This is a genomic window from Vibrio paucivorans (assembly GCF_054053395.1).
Genome location: NZ_CM133230.1, coordinates 2080194 through 2096031 on the forward strand (window position 1 = coordinate 2080194; position 15838 = coordinate 2096031).

The window sequence follows — 15838 nt, forward strand, 5'->3', positions numbered from 1 at the left end:
TTTTTATTACAATATTCCCTCTATTCTACTCCGTTACGTAGCATCTGCCTATACCAAGCACCGCCTTCATCCTCCCTTAAGTGAGAAACTTGCCAGCCCTGACGGCCTACATGCAGTGTAATTTGCCCATGACTACCTGTATCTAGCCATTCGCTACCGTATCTTTGGTAGCGTTCTACAACGTGACGGTTCGGTAAATCCCATCTTCCGTGTTTGGCTGTCGATGCAATGGCAACGCTTGGGCTCACTGACGCAACAAAGGCAGAGGTTGAAGACGTCCTGCTGCCATGATGAGGGACAATGACCACTTCACTGTCTAGAATACTTGGGTTTCGTACCAGTAACCATTCAACAACAGCATCCATGTCTCCCGTTAATAGCAAACTAAATTGCGACTCAACATCCACCAGCTTAATCACACAAGAGTGAGGATTATAAGCTCGTGAAACTGTATCCGGCGGCCAAAGCACTTGAAACTCAACACCTTGCCAATTCCAACTTTTGCCTTTCACACAAGAATTAGCACCGGCAAGAGATTGACTACTCCATACCTTGGTGGGGGAAAGTAATTGTTTCACATCCTCAGCGCCACCTGCATGGTCGTTGTCCATATGGCTATAAACCACACCATCTAACCTTTCGATTCCGCGAGCATGAAGTAGTGGTGCCACCGTAGAACGAACCATAGAGCCCCCTTCCCAACCGATTCCTGTATCGTAGAGAATTGCTTGGCCATTTCTTTGCACTAATACCGCTAAACCATGACCAACATCTAGTACATCGATCCTGAGGCGCCCATCGCTTGTTTGCTTTATAACAACGGAGACGAAGATACTTCCCATGACGGCTGCAGTTAGTATTCGAGCCTTTCTTCTGAGCACTGTTCCAACACTGAGCACTAACGTCAGACACGTGATGCCTAACCACTGCAAATCGGATAAAACGATCCAGCTATTAATAGAGTGTTCGCTAGCCCACGAAACCAAATCCAAACTAGCCGCAACCAACTCCCAGAGAGGCTGACTCCATGATGCACCGATAAGTGTTGCCGCTAGAGACACGAAAAGCACTGGCACAACAACAAAACTAAACCAAGGAATGAAAAACAAATTGTATGCTACTGAACTCAATGACAAGCCTGAAAACAAGTAACTACTCAAGGGCGTCAGCAATAGAGTGATCGCTATTTGAATCGTAATTGTTTTTCTAAACAGCCCCCACGTAAAGGGAGTATGAGCAGTGACCCAATAAAGCACAGATACAGCGGTTAAAGACAACCAAAAGCTTGAGCTCAAAACAGAAAATGGTGAAACAAAGGTCAACACTACCGCCGTTAGCAGAATCTTCATTAATAAGGTCGAGCGTAGATTCATCGCTAGTAACCCAACCACAATGACACACATTACTAATGCCCTAGTCGTCGGTACACTGAACCCTGCTAGCCACGAATAACAAACTGCAAATAGAAAGCCTGTCACTAGCGATGCCCACACTAGGTTATGGTGGAACACCGTCAATACGCGACCAACAAAAAAGCCGATTGCGAATGCTAAGCCAATATGGAGCCCCGAAATAGCAATCAAATGAGACAACCCACTTGTTCGATACCGCTTTCGCTGCTCCAACGTCAAGCGGCTACGGTCTCCAAAACTCAGCGCCAGTATTGGACCAAGCTGCGCATTCTCTTCCAACAATGTCGCTACTTTGCTATGTAGCGCACTTCTTAACGAGCTAGCGGAACGTATACGTAATGGCTCGTGATGGTCAATCACAACCTTAGCGAGCCAACCTTGACTAAAATAGTATTGCTCCTTATCAAAACCAGTTTCATTCATCTGCCCGTAAATACGTTTTAAATATACGCTAGCGGTAATTTCATCACCCAAGTGGATAGGTAGATTCGAATGCAAGCGTATCCGCGGGCGGACTAAGGCGGGCAAAGTTTGACCATTGATTGATCTAACTACAACTGTGGCTTCATAACCTCGACTTATTTGCTTAAAAAAGCTGTCAACCTTAGCATTTATGGTAATATTCTGGCCGGCATGAAAGAGTGTGTTTGTCTGAAATGATATCAAGTTACCATTGATTACTATGACAAATAAGGCAAGGGAGCTTCCTAGAACGACTCGTAGCCTCCTATACTTCAATGAAAGTAAGGAAAACCCTATTACCGGTAATAACCAAGCCACAGATGGCATAACTGGCCAGTGCGATGCCGTTGTAATCGTGATAAAAAATGAAGCTAGTAACCAGTAGTTAGAAAAGAGAGTCATAGTCCCCGATGCCAAGAAAATTCATCAAACGTTTTATGCCCAATCACGACGTGATTAAACGTCAGAAGGCATTAAAGGTTTTTGGCAATGTGCTTTACAATCCAAACTTGTGGTGTTTAAACCGCCGTTCCGCCGCAGGCGCGTTTGCTGTTGGCTTATTTATGGCGTTCGTCCCACTCCCTAGCCAGATGATTATGTCTGCTGGCTTAGCGATCGTTTGTGGAGTGAATCTTCCATTAGCAGTAGCGCTTGTCTGGATCAGTAACCCTATTACCATGCCAGTCATGTTCTATTTCGCCTATAAGGTCGGAGCTTTTGCTATGAATGTTCCGGCCCAAGGTTTCCATTTTGAGCTATCCTGGGAATTCTTGCTTCACCAGATGCATACCATCGGGCCTCCATTCTTACTTGGCTGCCTAATTTGTGGGGTGATTTCTGCGATATTGGGCTACTTTGGAATCAAAGGTTTATGGCGCTACTCCGTTGTTCGTAGCTGGCAAAAACGCCAACTACGTTAAGATATTTATCCTCGAAGTGACAGTTGAGCTTCGTAGATTAAAACCCAGTTAACCTCGTACATGAAATGAGATGTTAGCCAAAACTAAAAAAAGGACCTATCGGTCCTTTTTTTGTTATTTGAAGAACAGGTTAGAAAGATGATTCAACTAACCTTAACTCCTTTACTTGGAGCTGAGCACCGAGGCAGGATTGAGTTTGGTTGCCCGAGATGAAGGGTACCAAGTCGCCAATAGGCTAAGTACTATCGCAGTGCTCGATACTAAAAGAATGTCTGAGAAGTTAACCTGCGAAGGTAGGAAGTCAACGAAATAGATATCACCAGATAAAAACTGGTGACCAATCAACGCCTCCAACGATTTAATTAAAGCGGTAAGGTTCATCGCAACCAAGGTACCCAAGACACTACCGACAAGGCTCCCCAGAACACCGGAAAAGACACCCTGCCATACAAATATCTGCTTAATAAGACTGTCAGTCGCTCCCATTGTACGAAGTATCGCTATTTCTCCAGCACGATCTTTAACTGCCATCATCAATGTGGAAACAATGTTAAAACTCGCGACTCCAATTACCAAAACCATAACCAAATACATGATGGTTCTTACTAATTGAATGTCTCGATGTAGGAATCCATATTTTTGCTGCCAGCTTCTCAGGTAAACATAGACATCCAAAGTATTCCCTACTTCACGAACTATTTGCGTTGCTTCAAGGACTGGTTCAACCTTGATGGAAACGCCAGTGACAGAATCTTGCATAGAAGCGTAACGTTGAGCATCGGCTAATGGGATAAGTGCTAAGCTATGATCGATTTGACCATTAAGCGCAAGTAAACCTGCCACCTTAACGCGGACACGCTTGGGCGTTTGTACTTTCGTTGTCCCATCGGCCATGGGGATCATCAATGTGACGTAATCACCCACGGCAACACCTAACGTATTTGCTACGCCCTGGCCGAGAATGACATTCTGCTGTCCGGCTGTGAAGCTCGACCATGCTTCTTGATCAATAAAGTCTGCTAAGCTCGAGACTCTGCTCTCTAGTTCAGGTTGAACCCCCCGCACCTCGATGGCTTTAAGCTGTGCTCCCCGCTCAACTAAAGCCGTAAGCTTAACGTATGGTGCAGCGGCCACAACTTGCTTATGCTGCTCCGCTTTATCGACCACAGTTTGCCAATCTTTTAATGGTGCACGTACCCCTTCTAGTTCGGCGTGAGGGATCACCGAAAGCACTCGGTTTTGCAGTTCTCGCTCGAAACCATTCATCGCAGAAAGGCCAATAATGATAACGGCCACACCTACGGCAATACCAATCGTTGACGATAGCGAGATGAAGGACACCATCTTATTACGCTGTTTCGCTTGGCTAAATCGGCGACCGATAAATAACGACAAAGAAGAAAACACTTAGGCAACCCCTTCATTCATTAATAAGCCATCTTGCATTTTCATCTGACGATCCATTTTGGCGGCTAACTCTCCATCGTGAGTTACTACAAGAAATGCGGTACCAGACTCTTGATTCAACTGACGCATCAAGTCATAGATGGCCAAGGCAGTGTTGTGGTCTAGGTTACCCGTCGGCTCATCGGCCAGAACCAAATCAGGCTTATTAACTAACGCTCTCGCAATCGCCACACGCTGTCGTTCACCACCAGAAAGCTCTGACGGGCGGTGGTCGACTCGATGGCTAAGTCCAACCTTTTCTAGCAATTCCCTTGCTGCTTGCTTCGCGGTCGCTGTTTTCACGCCACCAATCATCAGTGGCATCGCCACATTCTCGAGCGCCGTAAAGTCAGCCAATAGGTGATGGAACTGATAAACAAACCCTAAGTGCTGATTACGAATTTTGGCTTGTTTATTCGAGCTTAACTTGGTGAGTTGTTGATCCAAGAAAGTCACCTCACCTTCTGTGGCATCATCCAATGCACCAAGAATATGGAGCAAAGTACTTTTACCGGAGCCTGAGGTGCCGATTATAGACACCAACTCACCACGCTGAATATCAAAGCTAACGCCTTTCAATACTTGAGTGTCCAACGCTCCTTCATGGTAGGTTTTACATACATTACGACATTGAAGAAGATTACTCATATCTTAAGGCCTCGGCTGGTTTAACTGAAGATGCTCGGTAAGAAGGAAATAGCGTCGCTAATAAACTCAGGGCAATAGCCAATATAACGACAACAAAAATTTGAACTGGGTTAATCAGTATCGGTAGTTGACCACCGACTGAAAATAGCGCGACACCCATACTTTCAAGCAGCGTATTAAGGTTAGTGGCCAGCAAGATACCAAGCCCACCACCAACCACGGCACCTATAATGCCACTACTGGCACCCTGTACCATGAAAATAGACAGTATTTGATTGTTAGTCATACCTTGCGTTTTTAGTATCGCCACTTCTGATTGCTTCTCCATCACCACCATTATCAAGGCGGAAATGATATTGAATGCTGCTACACCAACAATCAGCCCCAGCATCAACCCCATCATGTTTTTTTCCATTCTGACCGCTTGGAACAACTCACCGCGTTGGTCACGCCAGTCACTCCACTCCCAGCCGGTAGGTAGAGGCTGTTGCGACAGTTCACCAACCACAAATGGGTCATCAAAAAATAGACGCCAACCAGAAATAGACTCTTTGGAATAGCGCAGCAAACGTCCCGCATCACCAATATGAGTGATCATGAGTTGCCCATCGACATCAGAACCCGTATTGAAAATACCCGCTACGGTAAAGTTGCGCTGGCTTGGAATACGCCCAAGAGGAGTATATTGGCTAGCACTGGTCACCATTAAACGAACCTTATCTCCCATCGAAACATTCAGTGAACGCGCCAAAGTATGACCAAGAAATACGCGATAACGGCTAGGTTGGAGGTCAGGCAGGTAACCCGCAATAAGGTGTTGTCCAATTGGATCATCGTCGCCAGGTTCGATCCCAACCAGATAACCAGCTGCAAGTTGAGAAGCACTTTGGATGACCGCTTCACTGCGCACAATCGGCTCTGCACGTTTATTTGACAGCGCTTGAATAAAATCAGGGGCAACGTCGGTATAAGCCGTTTTGCCACTTTGGTCCGAGATCACCGCTTGAGGTAATACGCCTAAAATTTTGCTCTTAAGCTGAGCTTCAAAACCGTTCATTACCGACAACACCGTGATGAGAGACATCACCCCAATCGTAATACCGGCGGTAGACATATAAGACACAAATCGACTGAACCTATCGCCCGAGCGTCCTCGTAAGTAACGCAATCCGATAAAGGCCGAAATTGGATGAAACATATTAAAAACCAAGAAAAAGTTATGGCTCATACTCTAACGATTAACATCGGAAGGTTGTAGCCCTATTTTGCTAATTATAAGGTTCAATACGCTATAACTAGCCCAAATACTGTATTTATTTACACCATTAGTCCTCCGATACCTTGATAAGTTCGCAAGTATGGCGATAATCACAAGATCACTTGTTATTTTTGTCTTGCGAAAGAGGCAGATATAACAACTACTTTTTACAAGGAAGATGTCTATGTCAGATCAAGAGTTTTTTACCGTTCATCATCAAATGAACGCCAATGTAGAACCATTGGGTGATGGATTCAGCCTTCCTTCTAAAGAACAATTCGAAGCTGAAATTCCTGCGCCTTTTATTGTCGCTAGCGAGTTCAGCCAACTCGATCTAATCAACGACCAAGCTAGAGCTGAATTGAAAAACAGCGACTTTAAGCATGTGATTCAACTGCTAGACACTCAGAACTCAAAGCTTAACTTGCTGCTTTCGTTTATGCTTTCACAGCAAGACGATGAGCGCTTTCGCTGTAAAACCAAATCGTTCGGAGCCAGCCAATTCACTTTCGCTTCAGAGCAAGCCGTGTCAAAAAGCACACACGTTCGCGCCAAATTGTTTTTGGAGTACCCGCCTGCGGCCATCTATTGCTATGGAGAAGTCACAGACTGCCAACAAGAAGACAGTGACCACCTCGTGCACGTGAAATACACGTTACTCCGAGACAGCGACCAAGACCTGCTGATTAAGGCTGCACTTCACCAACAACAAAAACTACTGCGCCAACGTTCACTCAATAGAGACAGCTAAACAAGATTATGACAACACCCACTCTATTATCTCTGACGCTACCAACTGGCGCCGGAGACAAAAAACATGTCGGTAACCTGAAAGGGGCCAGCTTGGCGCTTGCCGTTGCGGAACTGGCAAAACAACACAACAGCCATACCCTACTAGCGGTACCTGATCCACAAACCGCTCTAAAACTACTGCAAGAGATTGAGCAATTTACCAACGAAGAAGTCGCGCTGTTCCCTGACTGGGAGACGCTGCCTTATGATAACTTCTCGCCACATCAGGAAATCATTTCTGACCGTATTGCTCGACTTTATCAATTGCCTACGCAGACAAGTGGCATCACGATTATTCCTGTCGGTACTCTTTTACAGCGTCAATCACCTCGCGACTATTTAATGCAACACACTTTGATGGTCAAAACAGGTGATTTATTCTCATTGGAAAAACTTCGTATCCAATTAGAGAACTCAGGGTACCGTCACGTTGACCAAGTATTCAGCCCAGGCGAGTATGCGAGCCGTGGATCGATACTCGATCTGTTCCCTATGGGCAGTAACGACCCGTATCGCATTGATTTTTTCGACGACGAAATCGATACGATTCGTACCTTTGATCCAGAGAACCAGCGCTCGATTGAGGACATTCAAGAGATCCGCCTGCTTCCAGCGCATGAGTTCCCAACCACTGAATCGGCAATTGAAGATTTTCGTATTCGCTGGCGTCAACGCTTTGATGCGCGTAGAGAGCCCGAATCGGTTTACATGCAAGTCTCAAAAGGAACTTGGCCAGCAGGTATTGAATACTGGCAACCACTGTTTTTTGAAAAAACTGAGACACTGTTTGACTACATTGCACCTGATAGTCAACTGATCACAATTGGCGATCTAGAAACCGCCATTGACACCTTCCTAAATGACGCTGAGTATCGCTACGATCAGCGCAAAGTCGATCCCCTAAGACCTCTTCTTCCACCTAACGAATTGTGGATGAAGAAAGACGAACTATTTAGCCAGTTCAAAGCGCTACCTCAAGCTGTTTTAGCCGTTGACTCAATCAATGAGAAGCAAGGCCGAGTCAACGCACAGGTCGAATCTCTACCTGAGCTTTCAGTGCAGCATCAAAACAAAGAACCGCTCGCGCTGCTGCGTAAGTTCAGCGAGGCGCATAACGGAAAAATCGTCTTCTCGGTCGAGTCAGAAGGCCGCCGTGAAGCTTTATTAGAATTGCTGCAAGGCATCAAACTGCGTCCAAATGAAGTCACTGACCTTTGCGCTGCTATCTCAGGCAACGACAAGTTTACTCTCGTACTAGGCGCATCAGAACACGGCTTTATTCACCAAGGCGAAAACCTCGCCTTTATTTGTGAAAGTGACTTACTTGGTGATCGCGTCATTCAGCGCAGACGAAAAGACCGCAAAGTCACCAATAGCGATGCGGTAATTCGCAACCTAGCTGAATTAACCACCGGGCAACCTGTGGTTCATATCGACCACGGTATTGGCCGTTATATTGGGTTACAAACACTCGAAGCAGGTGGGATGACAACCGAATTCGTTACCCTCGAGTATCAAAACGACGCGAAACTCTATGTACCCGTAGCCTCACTTAACTTAATAAGTCGCTATTCCGGTGGCGCAGAAGAATCGGCACCACTTCATAAACTCGGCGGCGAGGCTTGGGCGAAGGCTCGTCGTAAAGCGGCAGAGAAAGTAAGAGATGTGGCGGCGGAGCTACTAGATGTCTACGCCAAACGAGAGTTAAAACCAGGCTATAAATTCGCCCTCGACAGAGGGCAGTACGCTACTTTCAAATCCGGTTTCCCATTTGAAGAAACCGACGATCAAAACATGGCGATTAACGCCGTACTTTCAGACATGTGCCAAGCAAAAGCAATGGATCGACTTGTCTGTGGCGACGTGGGTTTTGGCAAAACAGAAGTCGCAATGCGTGCTGCATTTGTGAGTACAGATAATGGTAAACAGGTAGCGGTGTTAGTGCCGACAACCCTGCTTGCCCAACAGCACTTTGAAAACTTCCGCGATCGTTTTGCTAACCTTCCCATCAGAGTGGAAGTGCTATCTCGTTTTAAATCAGCCAAAGAGCAAAAACAGATCATACAAGACGTAGAAGACGGCAAAGTCGATATCTTGGTAGGTACACACAAACTACTTTCAAATGACTTGAAGTTCAAAGATCTTGGTTTACTGATTGTCGATGAAGAGCACCGATTTGGCGTCCGTCAGAAAGAAAAAGTCAAGGCTATGCGTGCGGACGTCGACATCCTCACCCTGACCGCAACCCCAATTCCAAGAACGCTGAATATGGCAATGAGTGGCATGCGAGACTTATCGATCATCGCTACTCCACCCGCTCGTCGATTAGCCATCAAGACCTTTGTTCGCCAAAGCGAAGACAGCGTTATTCGAGAAGCGGTTCTGCGTGAGATCATGCGCGGTGGTCAGGTGTACTTCTTGCACAACCAAGTTGAAACCATCGATAAGGTCGCTGCCGATCTAGAAAAGCTCATTCCAGAAGCTCGTATTACCACTGCGCACGGACAGATGCGGGAGCGTGAATTGGAAAAAGTCATGAACGACTTCTACCACCAGCGCTTTAACCTGTTGGTTTGTACCACAATTATTGAAACAGGCATCGACGTTCCGACAGCGAACACCATCATCATGGATAGAGCGGACAACTTAGGGCTTGCTCAGCTTCATCAATTGAGAGGACGTGTAGGCCGTTCACACCACCAAGCGTACGCATATCTTCTCACGCCCCACCCTAAAGCAATGACGAAAGATGCCATTAAGCGTTTAGATGCGATTGCTTCTTTAGAAGACTTAGGTGCGGGCTTTACCCTAGCGACCCACGACTTAGAAATTCGTGGTGCTGGTGAGCTATTGGGTGATGAGCAAAGCGGCCAAATTCAGTCGGTCGGCTTTACCTTATATATGGAAATGCTAGAGCAAGCAGTCGAAGCGCTAAAAGAAGGCAAAGAACCCTCTTTGGATGAGCTACTCCGAGAGCAAACCGAAGTCGAAATGCGACTCCCTGCCCTACTACCGGACGATTACATCCCAGACGTTAATACTCGATTGTCGATGTACAAGCAAATCGCTAGTGTGACCAGCCAAGAAGAGTTGGCTGAGCTAAAAGTGGAACTGATTGATCGTTTCGGTTCATTACCAGACGCCACCAAAAACTTACTCTCGATAGCGACACTGAAAATCGATGCCGCTGCTCTGAAAGTGAAGAAAATTGAGGCACATGACAAAGGGGGTTACATCGAGTTCTATCCTGATGCTGACATTAACCCGATGTTTTTGGTTAAACTATTACAATCACAGCCACAAAAATTCTCTATGGAAGGCCCAACGAAGTTCAAGTTTACGGTACCATTAGTAGACAGACGCAAGAGAATCCAATTTGTAGCGGATATGCTGTCGGAATTTCAACAAAACTTGCTTCCAAAAGCGTAGAATATATTCATTATTAATGGGTTAGCCCCAATTGACGGAGTCAGAATGAAAAAGTTGATCCCACTACTGCTCTTATTAGTCTCCATGCCGAGTTTGGCACAAAGACAATTTGATATAGAAGTGATCATTTTTGAGCGTGCAGTTGATGCAGAAAAGACCAGCGAGTCATGGCCAAATACGCTGCCTGAAATCGACTTGGAACGTGTTGGAAGCTTCGCTGATGCCAGTTATCGCCAAGAGAAAGGCGTAAAAATGCTTGATTACTCAAAGTATGAACTCACTGAGCAAGCGCAATCTCTGCGTGATCATGCTGGCTTCAAAGTATTGCTGCATAAAGCTTGGCGCCAAGGTGATGAAGGAAAAAGAGCAGCACCTGTTTTCCATATCCAAGCAGGTAAAGATTACTCAGCGAAATTCAACGCAGATGGTTCTGAAAAAGTCTCCGACGTTGATGCTTCTCCAGTAGAGGGAGTGGTCGAAGAGAGTATTCCTCAGCCCTTGTATGAGTTGGATGGTAAGCTGCAGATTTACGTTCAGCATTACCTATACGCTGAAACTCAACTGGATATCAAAAAGCCAAGCGTACGCGAAGTTAAGCTCGAGGAAAAACCTCTAGAAGTATCCGGTGACCTCGTAGAAGAAGAGGCAACCGTTGTAGCCGGCAATATGGAAGATGTTACGCCGACTGTAAAAGTGGAAAAGTTCTTAAAAAGTTACCGTATGGAGCAAAAGCGTCGTATGCGAAGCACTGAAACTCACTACTTAGATCACCCGCTACTTGGAATGATAATTCAAGTTCGCCGTGTCGAAGAGCAACAATAAGTTTCTACGCCCTCTTACGAGGGCGTTTTTAGTTCCGCTTGCCAAAACCAATCGCTATGAGTCCTGATTACACGATTATCTCACCACGACTGACGTTAAAACTAATCAGCCCCGATGAAGCTGCTAACTTGAGCGCCATCATTCGCCATTCTGATACTCTTCATCAGTGGATTGATTGGTGCTCCTCCGAGTTCACAGCAAAAGATGCAGAGCGCTTCTTGCTCGCTAACAAACTCAACTGGGTTAAAGGCCAAGCCTATGGGTTTGGTTTGTATCGACGCGATGAGGATACGTTAGTGGGTATGGTGGCGATTAATGAGTTGTACCACACATTTAATATGGCGAGTGTGGGCTATTGGATTGCCGATGAGTATCAGCACAATGGGTATGCTAAAGAAGGCGTCAGCGCACTGGCGAGCTTTTGCTTCGAACAACTGAAACTCACTCGAGTTGAGATAGTCTGTGACCCGGATAACCTACCTAGCCATCGACTCGCATTAAGTTGTGGTGCAAAACAAGAAGCGCTAGCCCAAAATCGATTTATCTATGATGGAAAGCCCAAAGCAGGATTAGTGTTTTCGATTCTCCCCTAGGAAAAAGACCGCCTCAAAAAGCGACCAACACAGCATGTTTGATTGAGAGCTCCCCCTTTAAAATCAATGGGCTCCGATTGGAGCCCATTGTGATCTATCTTAATGCAGTTTCAAGTTCGGTCTCAAGACTCGGTTGATCCTGCCCATCAGAATAATCAGCGCTGTCTTAAACATGCCGTGAAGCGCCATCTGGTGTAATCGATAGAGTGAGATATACACCACACGTGCAATTCTACCTTCGACCATCATCGAACCTTTGGTCAAGTTACCCATCAGGCTACCGACGGTAGAGAAACGGCTTAATGACACTAAAGAACCTTTGTCTTTGTAGACATACGCCTTCAGGTCGCGACCGTTAAGCTTAGCGACGATATTAGAAAATGCACAACTTGCCATTTGGTGCGCAGCTTGAGCTCGTGGAGGTACAAATGAACCGTCTTCTTGAGTACATTGCGCCAAGTCACCGATGACGAAGATATCATCGTCACGGGTTGTTTGTAGCGTATCTTTCACAACAAGCTGATTGATTCGGTTCGTTTCAAGACCTGCGATGTCTTTAATAAAGTCAGGTGCTTTGATACCTGCCGCCCAAACCATGATTTGAGCAGGAATTTTCTCGCCATCTTTAGTAACTAGCCCGTGCTTGTCCGCTTCTGTCACCATTGTCGCAGTACGAACGTTAACGCCTAGCTTGGTTAATTCTTGATGAGCAGCGCCCGAAATACGTGGAGGAAGTGCAGGAAGAATACGTTCACCCGCTTCTACAAGGTTCACGTTCAGCTTACTTGAATCTAGATCACCAAAGCCATACGTACGTAGCTCTTTAACTGCATTGTGAAGTTCAGCAGAGAGCTCTACGCCGGTTGCACCAGCACCTACAATTGCTATGTCTACACTGCCTTGTCCGTTCTTAGCGTGCAGCTTTAGGAACTCATTGTTCATTTCAGTGCGGAAACGGTGAGCCTGTTCAGGGCTATCGAGGAAAATACAGTGGTCACGAACACCTGGGGTATTAAAATCATTCGATGTTGAACCGATAGCCATAACGAGAATGTCGTACTCAAGCTCGCGCGTCGGCATTAACAGTTCGCCATGTTCGTCTTTTAATTCGTGAAGTTTGATCGTTTTACGTTCACGATCGATGTCTTCTAAACCACCCATTTGGAAATCAAAGTGATGATTCTTAGCGTGAGCTCGATAACTCAATGCATCAACACCTTCGTCCAGTGATCCCGTCGCTACTTCATGCAGCAAAGGCTTCCATAGATGGCTAGCTTTACGGTCAACCAGTGTGATTTTAGCTCGCTTCTTGCGGCCTAGGGTTCGGCCCAGCTTCGTGGCTAGCTCTAGCCCACCAGCACCACCGCCTACGACAATAATTCGCGTCACGATAACATCCTCTAAAAGTTTGAATAATTATGATTCGAGCCGCCGTAGCGTCCCGATAGAATTCGCTTGTTTACTCGGGTAGAGAGATCACCGCAATGCGGTTTATGAAGGCAATCCTAGCTTTTGGGAAAACAGCTATTGAAAACCTCAGTTACTGGACACAAATACGGGATGAACCGCAACAAATGGGCAAGTTTAGTACTCGCTCTCAATTTTTTTTGATATTTGTCAATTTTTTTATAGCCCACTCATTATATAGGGGTTAAGCCGCTTCGCAACTCCTGAATACAGCCAATTCGTTAGTATTTTTGTTCTAAATTACTCGCCTTTAAGCTTGTTTAAAGGCTTTCATTGCCTGTAGATGCTGAGAAATCTTTTTAAACTTGTGTGCTTGCGTTTCGTCCCAAACGATATCGTAGTAGTCTTCCAATTCAGACGCCGACTTACCGTTATCATGAATTTCATCTTCTTTCGACAAAATCACTAAGCATCGGCCTTTATTTTTCGTCCTGAATTCCGACACGCATTTTGTCGCGATGTCTTCATACTCTTCAGGCCTATCGATTCGACCTTCCATTGTTCGCTCTGGGTGCAAATTAGGATTAAAGATGACTTGCTTTATCCCGCATAAAAATCCAATGCGCTCTGACCAGTAACCACCAAGGCCTACACCACAAATGATAGGCTGTTTATCATCCGACTGTTCAATCAGCTTATGCACTTCTTTCAATAAATGCTGCATATCGTGCTTAGGGTGTAAGGTACTGTAGTTCACGAAACGCACATCGTCATCAATAAACTGTAACTGTAAAATCTTCTCGTGGTTGCCAGGGCTTGTTGAGTCAAAACCATGCAAATAAATAATCATAATAACTTTCCCCGCTTTTTGGATAATCTACCACGAACTTTATGGTTTTAAAGGAATCATTACACAATAAGCCTAGCGACAGCGCCAAACAGTGATCCGATTATCACTGTTGATTGCTGCCGACAGATGAATTGATGAAATATTCAGCGTAAGTGCGAGGTATTTGTCCAGTGCGACTATTCTTGAGGCGGAGCATCATCGACGGTGAGTTGCGATTTAAGCAGTTCTGCCTGCTCTAAATACTCTGCTTCACCCCACAATTGATAAGCCAGTAGGTACCATAACATTGCCATCATCATCGTCCGAGGTTGCCATGCAAGCACCCCTTCTGCCCAATCATCGACTCCCTCTACTTCACCGAGTTGACAGTAACGGTACACGGCTTCTAATGGCTTTTCTTCAAACACCATAATACTCAGAGTCAGATCAAGCCGCGGGTCAGCGATGGATGCATACTCCCAATCAATCACGCGGTTGCCCATTTCAGTCTTTACCATGTTGTAGCCAGCTAGATCAAAATGACATAAAACTTTTCCTACATCAGCCAAATTCGGTGCACTTCGCCAGCGCTGGTAAAGGGATTGATAGTTTTCTGTTTTAAGCTCTTTTTTGATCTGCAGCCAATAGTGGTCAACTCGGGCTGTATAACTGAAAGGAGCAACGGGTACGCGAGATGTATCTAGTTGATGCACTTTGAGCAGCATTTTTAGCAGGTCGTCGAATGCCAGGGAATCGGTCAAAGATTCCCCTTCTATCCATTCAACCAGCAAGCCATGTTCATTTACTGTTATCGGTTTAGGTCCAACAGAAGAGGACTCTATAGCAGATAGGATTTGATACTCTTGGAAGCGAGAAATTGAAAAGGCTTTTGTGATAGGAGTATTAGGGCGCCAAACATAGCTATCACCGTTGGGTAATACAACTTTCCAACAGCGATTCGTTAATCCCCCAGTCAGGGTTTGCGCATAACTGGGGGGAACTTTGAAGAAGTGATCTAAAGACAATAACGATGAGTCTAACTGACACGCTTCATGCCACGACATCCTTGCCATACATCACCTCTCCAACTTAGTTCATTACAGACCTAATAGGCTCTTAGACTCTTGCTTACGAATCTCTGTCTCATCAGCCCACTCGATTAGGCCAGTTTCGAGATCCATCAAACGCATTGTCATTTTGTAGTACACATCTTTGTCACTACCTGCATTCTTCACAATGCTAGATAGGTTGCCGTAGAGCATGTACTGTGCGCCAACCATCTTACCAAACTGAATCGCCGTGCTTTGATTCACTAGCTCATCGTTGTTTTGGAAGTTCAACTGTTCACGCACAGACTCTACACGATCCATATCAACGAAACGGAACTTACCAGAGTTGAGCATTTTAGTGCTCACTGTATCCGTAATCGACTCTGTATCGATGTGTTCGCTGGTTTTATTTTTGATACGCTCAACAAATACGATTGGGCGAGAGTCTTTAGTGATTGCTGCGACCGAACCAGACATCATCATGCTATCAACCATTTCACCTGCAATCTTTTGAAGGTCGGTTGAACCGAAATCAATCGTGGTAGTTTCTACAGCTTGAGCATCACCATAGCTCACCTTGTTTGAACAACCGCCTAAAATGACCGCAAGACCTAATAGTGCAATTACACTCTTTTTCATACTTGTTCCTTATTTACCCGTATTCTGGGCTTATAACTTTTACTTTCGATATTTTCGGTTGTTTTTCCGACAACCGTATTCATTAACGGCTAATTCATACCATCAGAAATAGCGAAGAACGAACCGTCTCAA

13 protein-coding genes are annotated in these 15838 nt (G+C 45.5%); 5 read left to right on the forward strand and 8 right to left on the reverse strand.

The features are described from left to right. Positions 1-20: 20 nt before the first annotated feature. Positions 21-2276 carry a DNA internalization-related competence protein ComEC/Rec2 gene (locus tag ACXABW_RS09525; protein ID WP_457522398.1) on the reverse strand — a complete coding sequence of 752 codons (2256 nt, stop codon included), beginning with the start codon at positions 2274-2276 and terminating at the stop codon, positions 21-23. 8 nt (positions 2277-2284) lie between these two features. Here ACXABW_RS09525 and ACXABW_RS09530 point away from each other — a divergent pair, with 8 nt between their 5' ends. After that, positions 2285-2794 carry a DUF2062 domain-containing protein gene (locus ACXABW_RS09530; protein WP_252027573.1) on the forward strand — a complete coding sequence of 170 codons (510 nt, stop codon included), beginning with the start codon at positions 2285-2287 and terminating at the stop codon, positions 2792-2794. 162 nt (positions 2795-2956) lie between these two features. Here the strand turns inward: ACXABW_RS09530 and lolE are convergent, their stop codons facing one another. Genes lolE through lolC form a run of 3 tightly spaced genes read right to left on the reverse strand, consistent with a single transcriptional unit; the run spans position 2957 to position 6086 of the window. Then, positions 2957-4201, reverse strand: a complete 1245-nt coding sequence (gene lolE / locus ACXABW_RS09535; protein WP_457522400.1) for a lipoprotein-releasing ABC transporter permease subunit LolE — start codon at positions 4199-4201, stop codon at positions 2957-2959. Further along, positions 4202-4888, reverse strand: a complete 687-nt coding sequence (gene lolD, locus ACXABW_RS09540; protein WP_457522401.1) for a lipoprotein-releasing ABC transporter ATP-binding protein LolD — start codon at positions 4886-4888, stop codon at positions 4202-4204. It abuts the gene before it with no gap. Beyond that, entirely contained in the window at positions 4881-6086 is a 1206-nt protein-coding gene (gene lolC / locus ACXABW_RS09545; RefSeq protein ID WP_457522402.1) for a lipoprotein-releasing ABC transporter permease subunit LolC, read from the reverse strand. Before lolC ends, lolD begins: the two co-directional genes overlap by 8 nt. Before the next feature lie 244 nt (positions 6087-6330). Between lolC and ACXABW_RS09550 the strand changes: the two genes are divergently transcribed. Genes ACXABW_RS09550 through ACXABW_RS09565 form a run of 4 tightly spaced genes read left to right on the forward strand, consistent with a single transcriptional unit; the run spans position 6331 to position 11782 of the window. Continuing rightward, the gene (locus ACXABW_RS09550) at positions 6331-6897 is read left to right on the forward strand and encodes a PilZ domain-containing protein (protein ID WP_457522403.1); all 567 of its coding nucleotides are present in this window, start codon (positions 6331-6333) and stop codon (positions 6895-6897) included. 8 nt (positions 6898-6905) lie between these two features. After that, a complete protein-coding gene (gene mfd / locus ACXABW_RS09555) occupies positions 6906-10367 on the forward strand; it encodes a transcription-repair coupling factor (protein ID WP_457522405.1) in 3462 nt (1153 codons plus the stop codon). A 45-nt stretch (positions 10368-10412) separates the two neighbouring features. After that, positions 10413-11189: a peptidoglycan binding protein CsiV gene (locus ACXABW_RS09560; protein ID WP_457522407.1), complete on the forward strand. Its 777-nt coding sequence runs from the start codon at positions 10413-10415 to the stop codon at positions 11187-11189. Between the two features lie 56 nt (positions 11190-11245). After that, positions 11246-11782 (forward strand): GNAT family N-acetyltransferase, encoded by a 537-nt coding sequence (locus ACXABW_RS09565; RefSeq protein WP_457522408.1) that lies wholly within the window; start codon positions 11246-11248, stop codon positions 11780-11782. Positions 11783-11881: 99 nt separating this feature from the next. Here the strand turns inward: ACXABW_RS09565 and ACXABW_RS09570 are convergent, their stop codons facing one another. The 4 genes from ACXABW_RS09570 to lpoB form a co-directional block, all read right to left on the reverse strand. Next, positions 11882-13171 (reverse strand): NAD(P)/FAD-dependent oxidoreductase, encoded by a 1290-nt coding sequence (locus ACXABW_RS09570; RefSeq protein ID WP_457522409.1) that lies wholly within the window; start codon positions 13169-13171, stop codon positions 11882-11884. Between the two features lie 328 nt (positions 13172-13499). Beyond that, positions 13500-14039, reverse strand: coding sequence for an alpha/beta hydrolase YcfP (gene ycfP / locus ACXABW_RS09575; protein ID WP_252027582.1), 540 nt, complete (start codon positions 14037-14039; stop codon positions 13500-13502). A 176-nt stretch (positions 14040-14215) separates the two neighbouring features. Then, a complete protein-coding gene (locus ACXABW_RS09580) occupies positions 14216-15091 on the reverse strand; it encodes a phosphotransferase (RefSeq protein ID WP_457522410.1) in 876 nt (291 codons plus the stop codon). A gap of 24 nt (positions 15092-15115) precedes the next feature. After that, a complete protein-coding gene (lpoB, locus tag ACXABW_RS09585; RefSeq protein WP_252027584.1) occupies positions 15116-15706 on the reverse strand; it encodes a penicillin-binding protein activator LpoB in 591 nt (196 codons plus the stop codon). Positions 15707-15838: the final 132 nt, after the last annotated feature.

Bases quoted from the DNA above. Each gene is read 5' to 3' on its own strand.
- ACXABW_RS09525 (WP_457522398.1), bottom strand. From the start codon at position 2,276: ATGACTCTCTTTTCTAACTACTGGTTACTAGCTTCATTTTTTATCACG.
- ACXABW_RS09530 (WP_252027573.1), top strand. From the start codon at position 2,285: ATGCCAAGAAAATTCATCAAACGTTTTATGCCCAATCACGACGTGATT.
- lolD (WP_457522401.1), bottom strand. From the start codon at position 4,888: ATGAGTAATCTTCTTCAATGTCGTAATGTATGTAAAACCTACCATGAA.
- lolC (WP_457522402.1), bottom strand. From the start codon at position 6,086: ATGTTTCATCCAATTTCGGCCTTTATCGGATTGCGTTACTTACGAGGA.
- ACXABW_RS09550 (WP_457522403.1), top strand. From the start codon at position 6,331: ATGTCAGATCAAGAGTTTTTTACCGTTCATCATCAAATGAACGCCAAT.
- mfd (WP_457522405.1), top strand. From the start codon at position 6,906: ATGACAACACCCACTCTATTATCTCTGACGCTACCAACTGGCGCCGGA.
- ACXABW_RS09560 (WP_457522407.1), top strand. From the start codon at position 10,413: ATGAAAAAGTTGATCCCACTACTGCTCTTATTAGTCTCCATGCCGAGT.
- ACXABW_RS09565 (WP_457522408.1), top strand. From the start codon at position 11,246: ATGAGTCCTGATTACACGATTATCTCACCACGACTGACGTTAAAACTA.
- ycfP (WP_252027582.1), bottom strand. From the start codon at position 14,039: ATGATTATTTATTTGCATGGTTTTGACTCAACAAGCCCTGGCAACCAC.
- ACXABW_RS09580 (WP_457522410.1), bottom strand. From the start codon at position 15,091: ATGGCAAGGATGTCGTGGCATGAAGCGTGTCAGTTAGACTCATCGTTA.
- lpoB (WP_252027584.1), bottom strand. From the start codon at position 15,706: ATGAAAAAGAGTGTAATTGCACTATTAGGTCTTGCGGTCATTTTAGGC.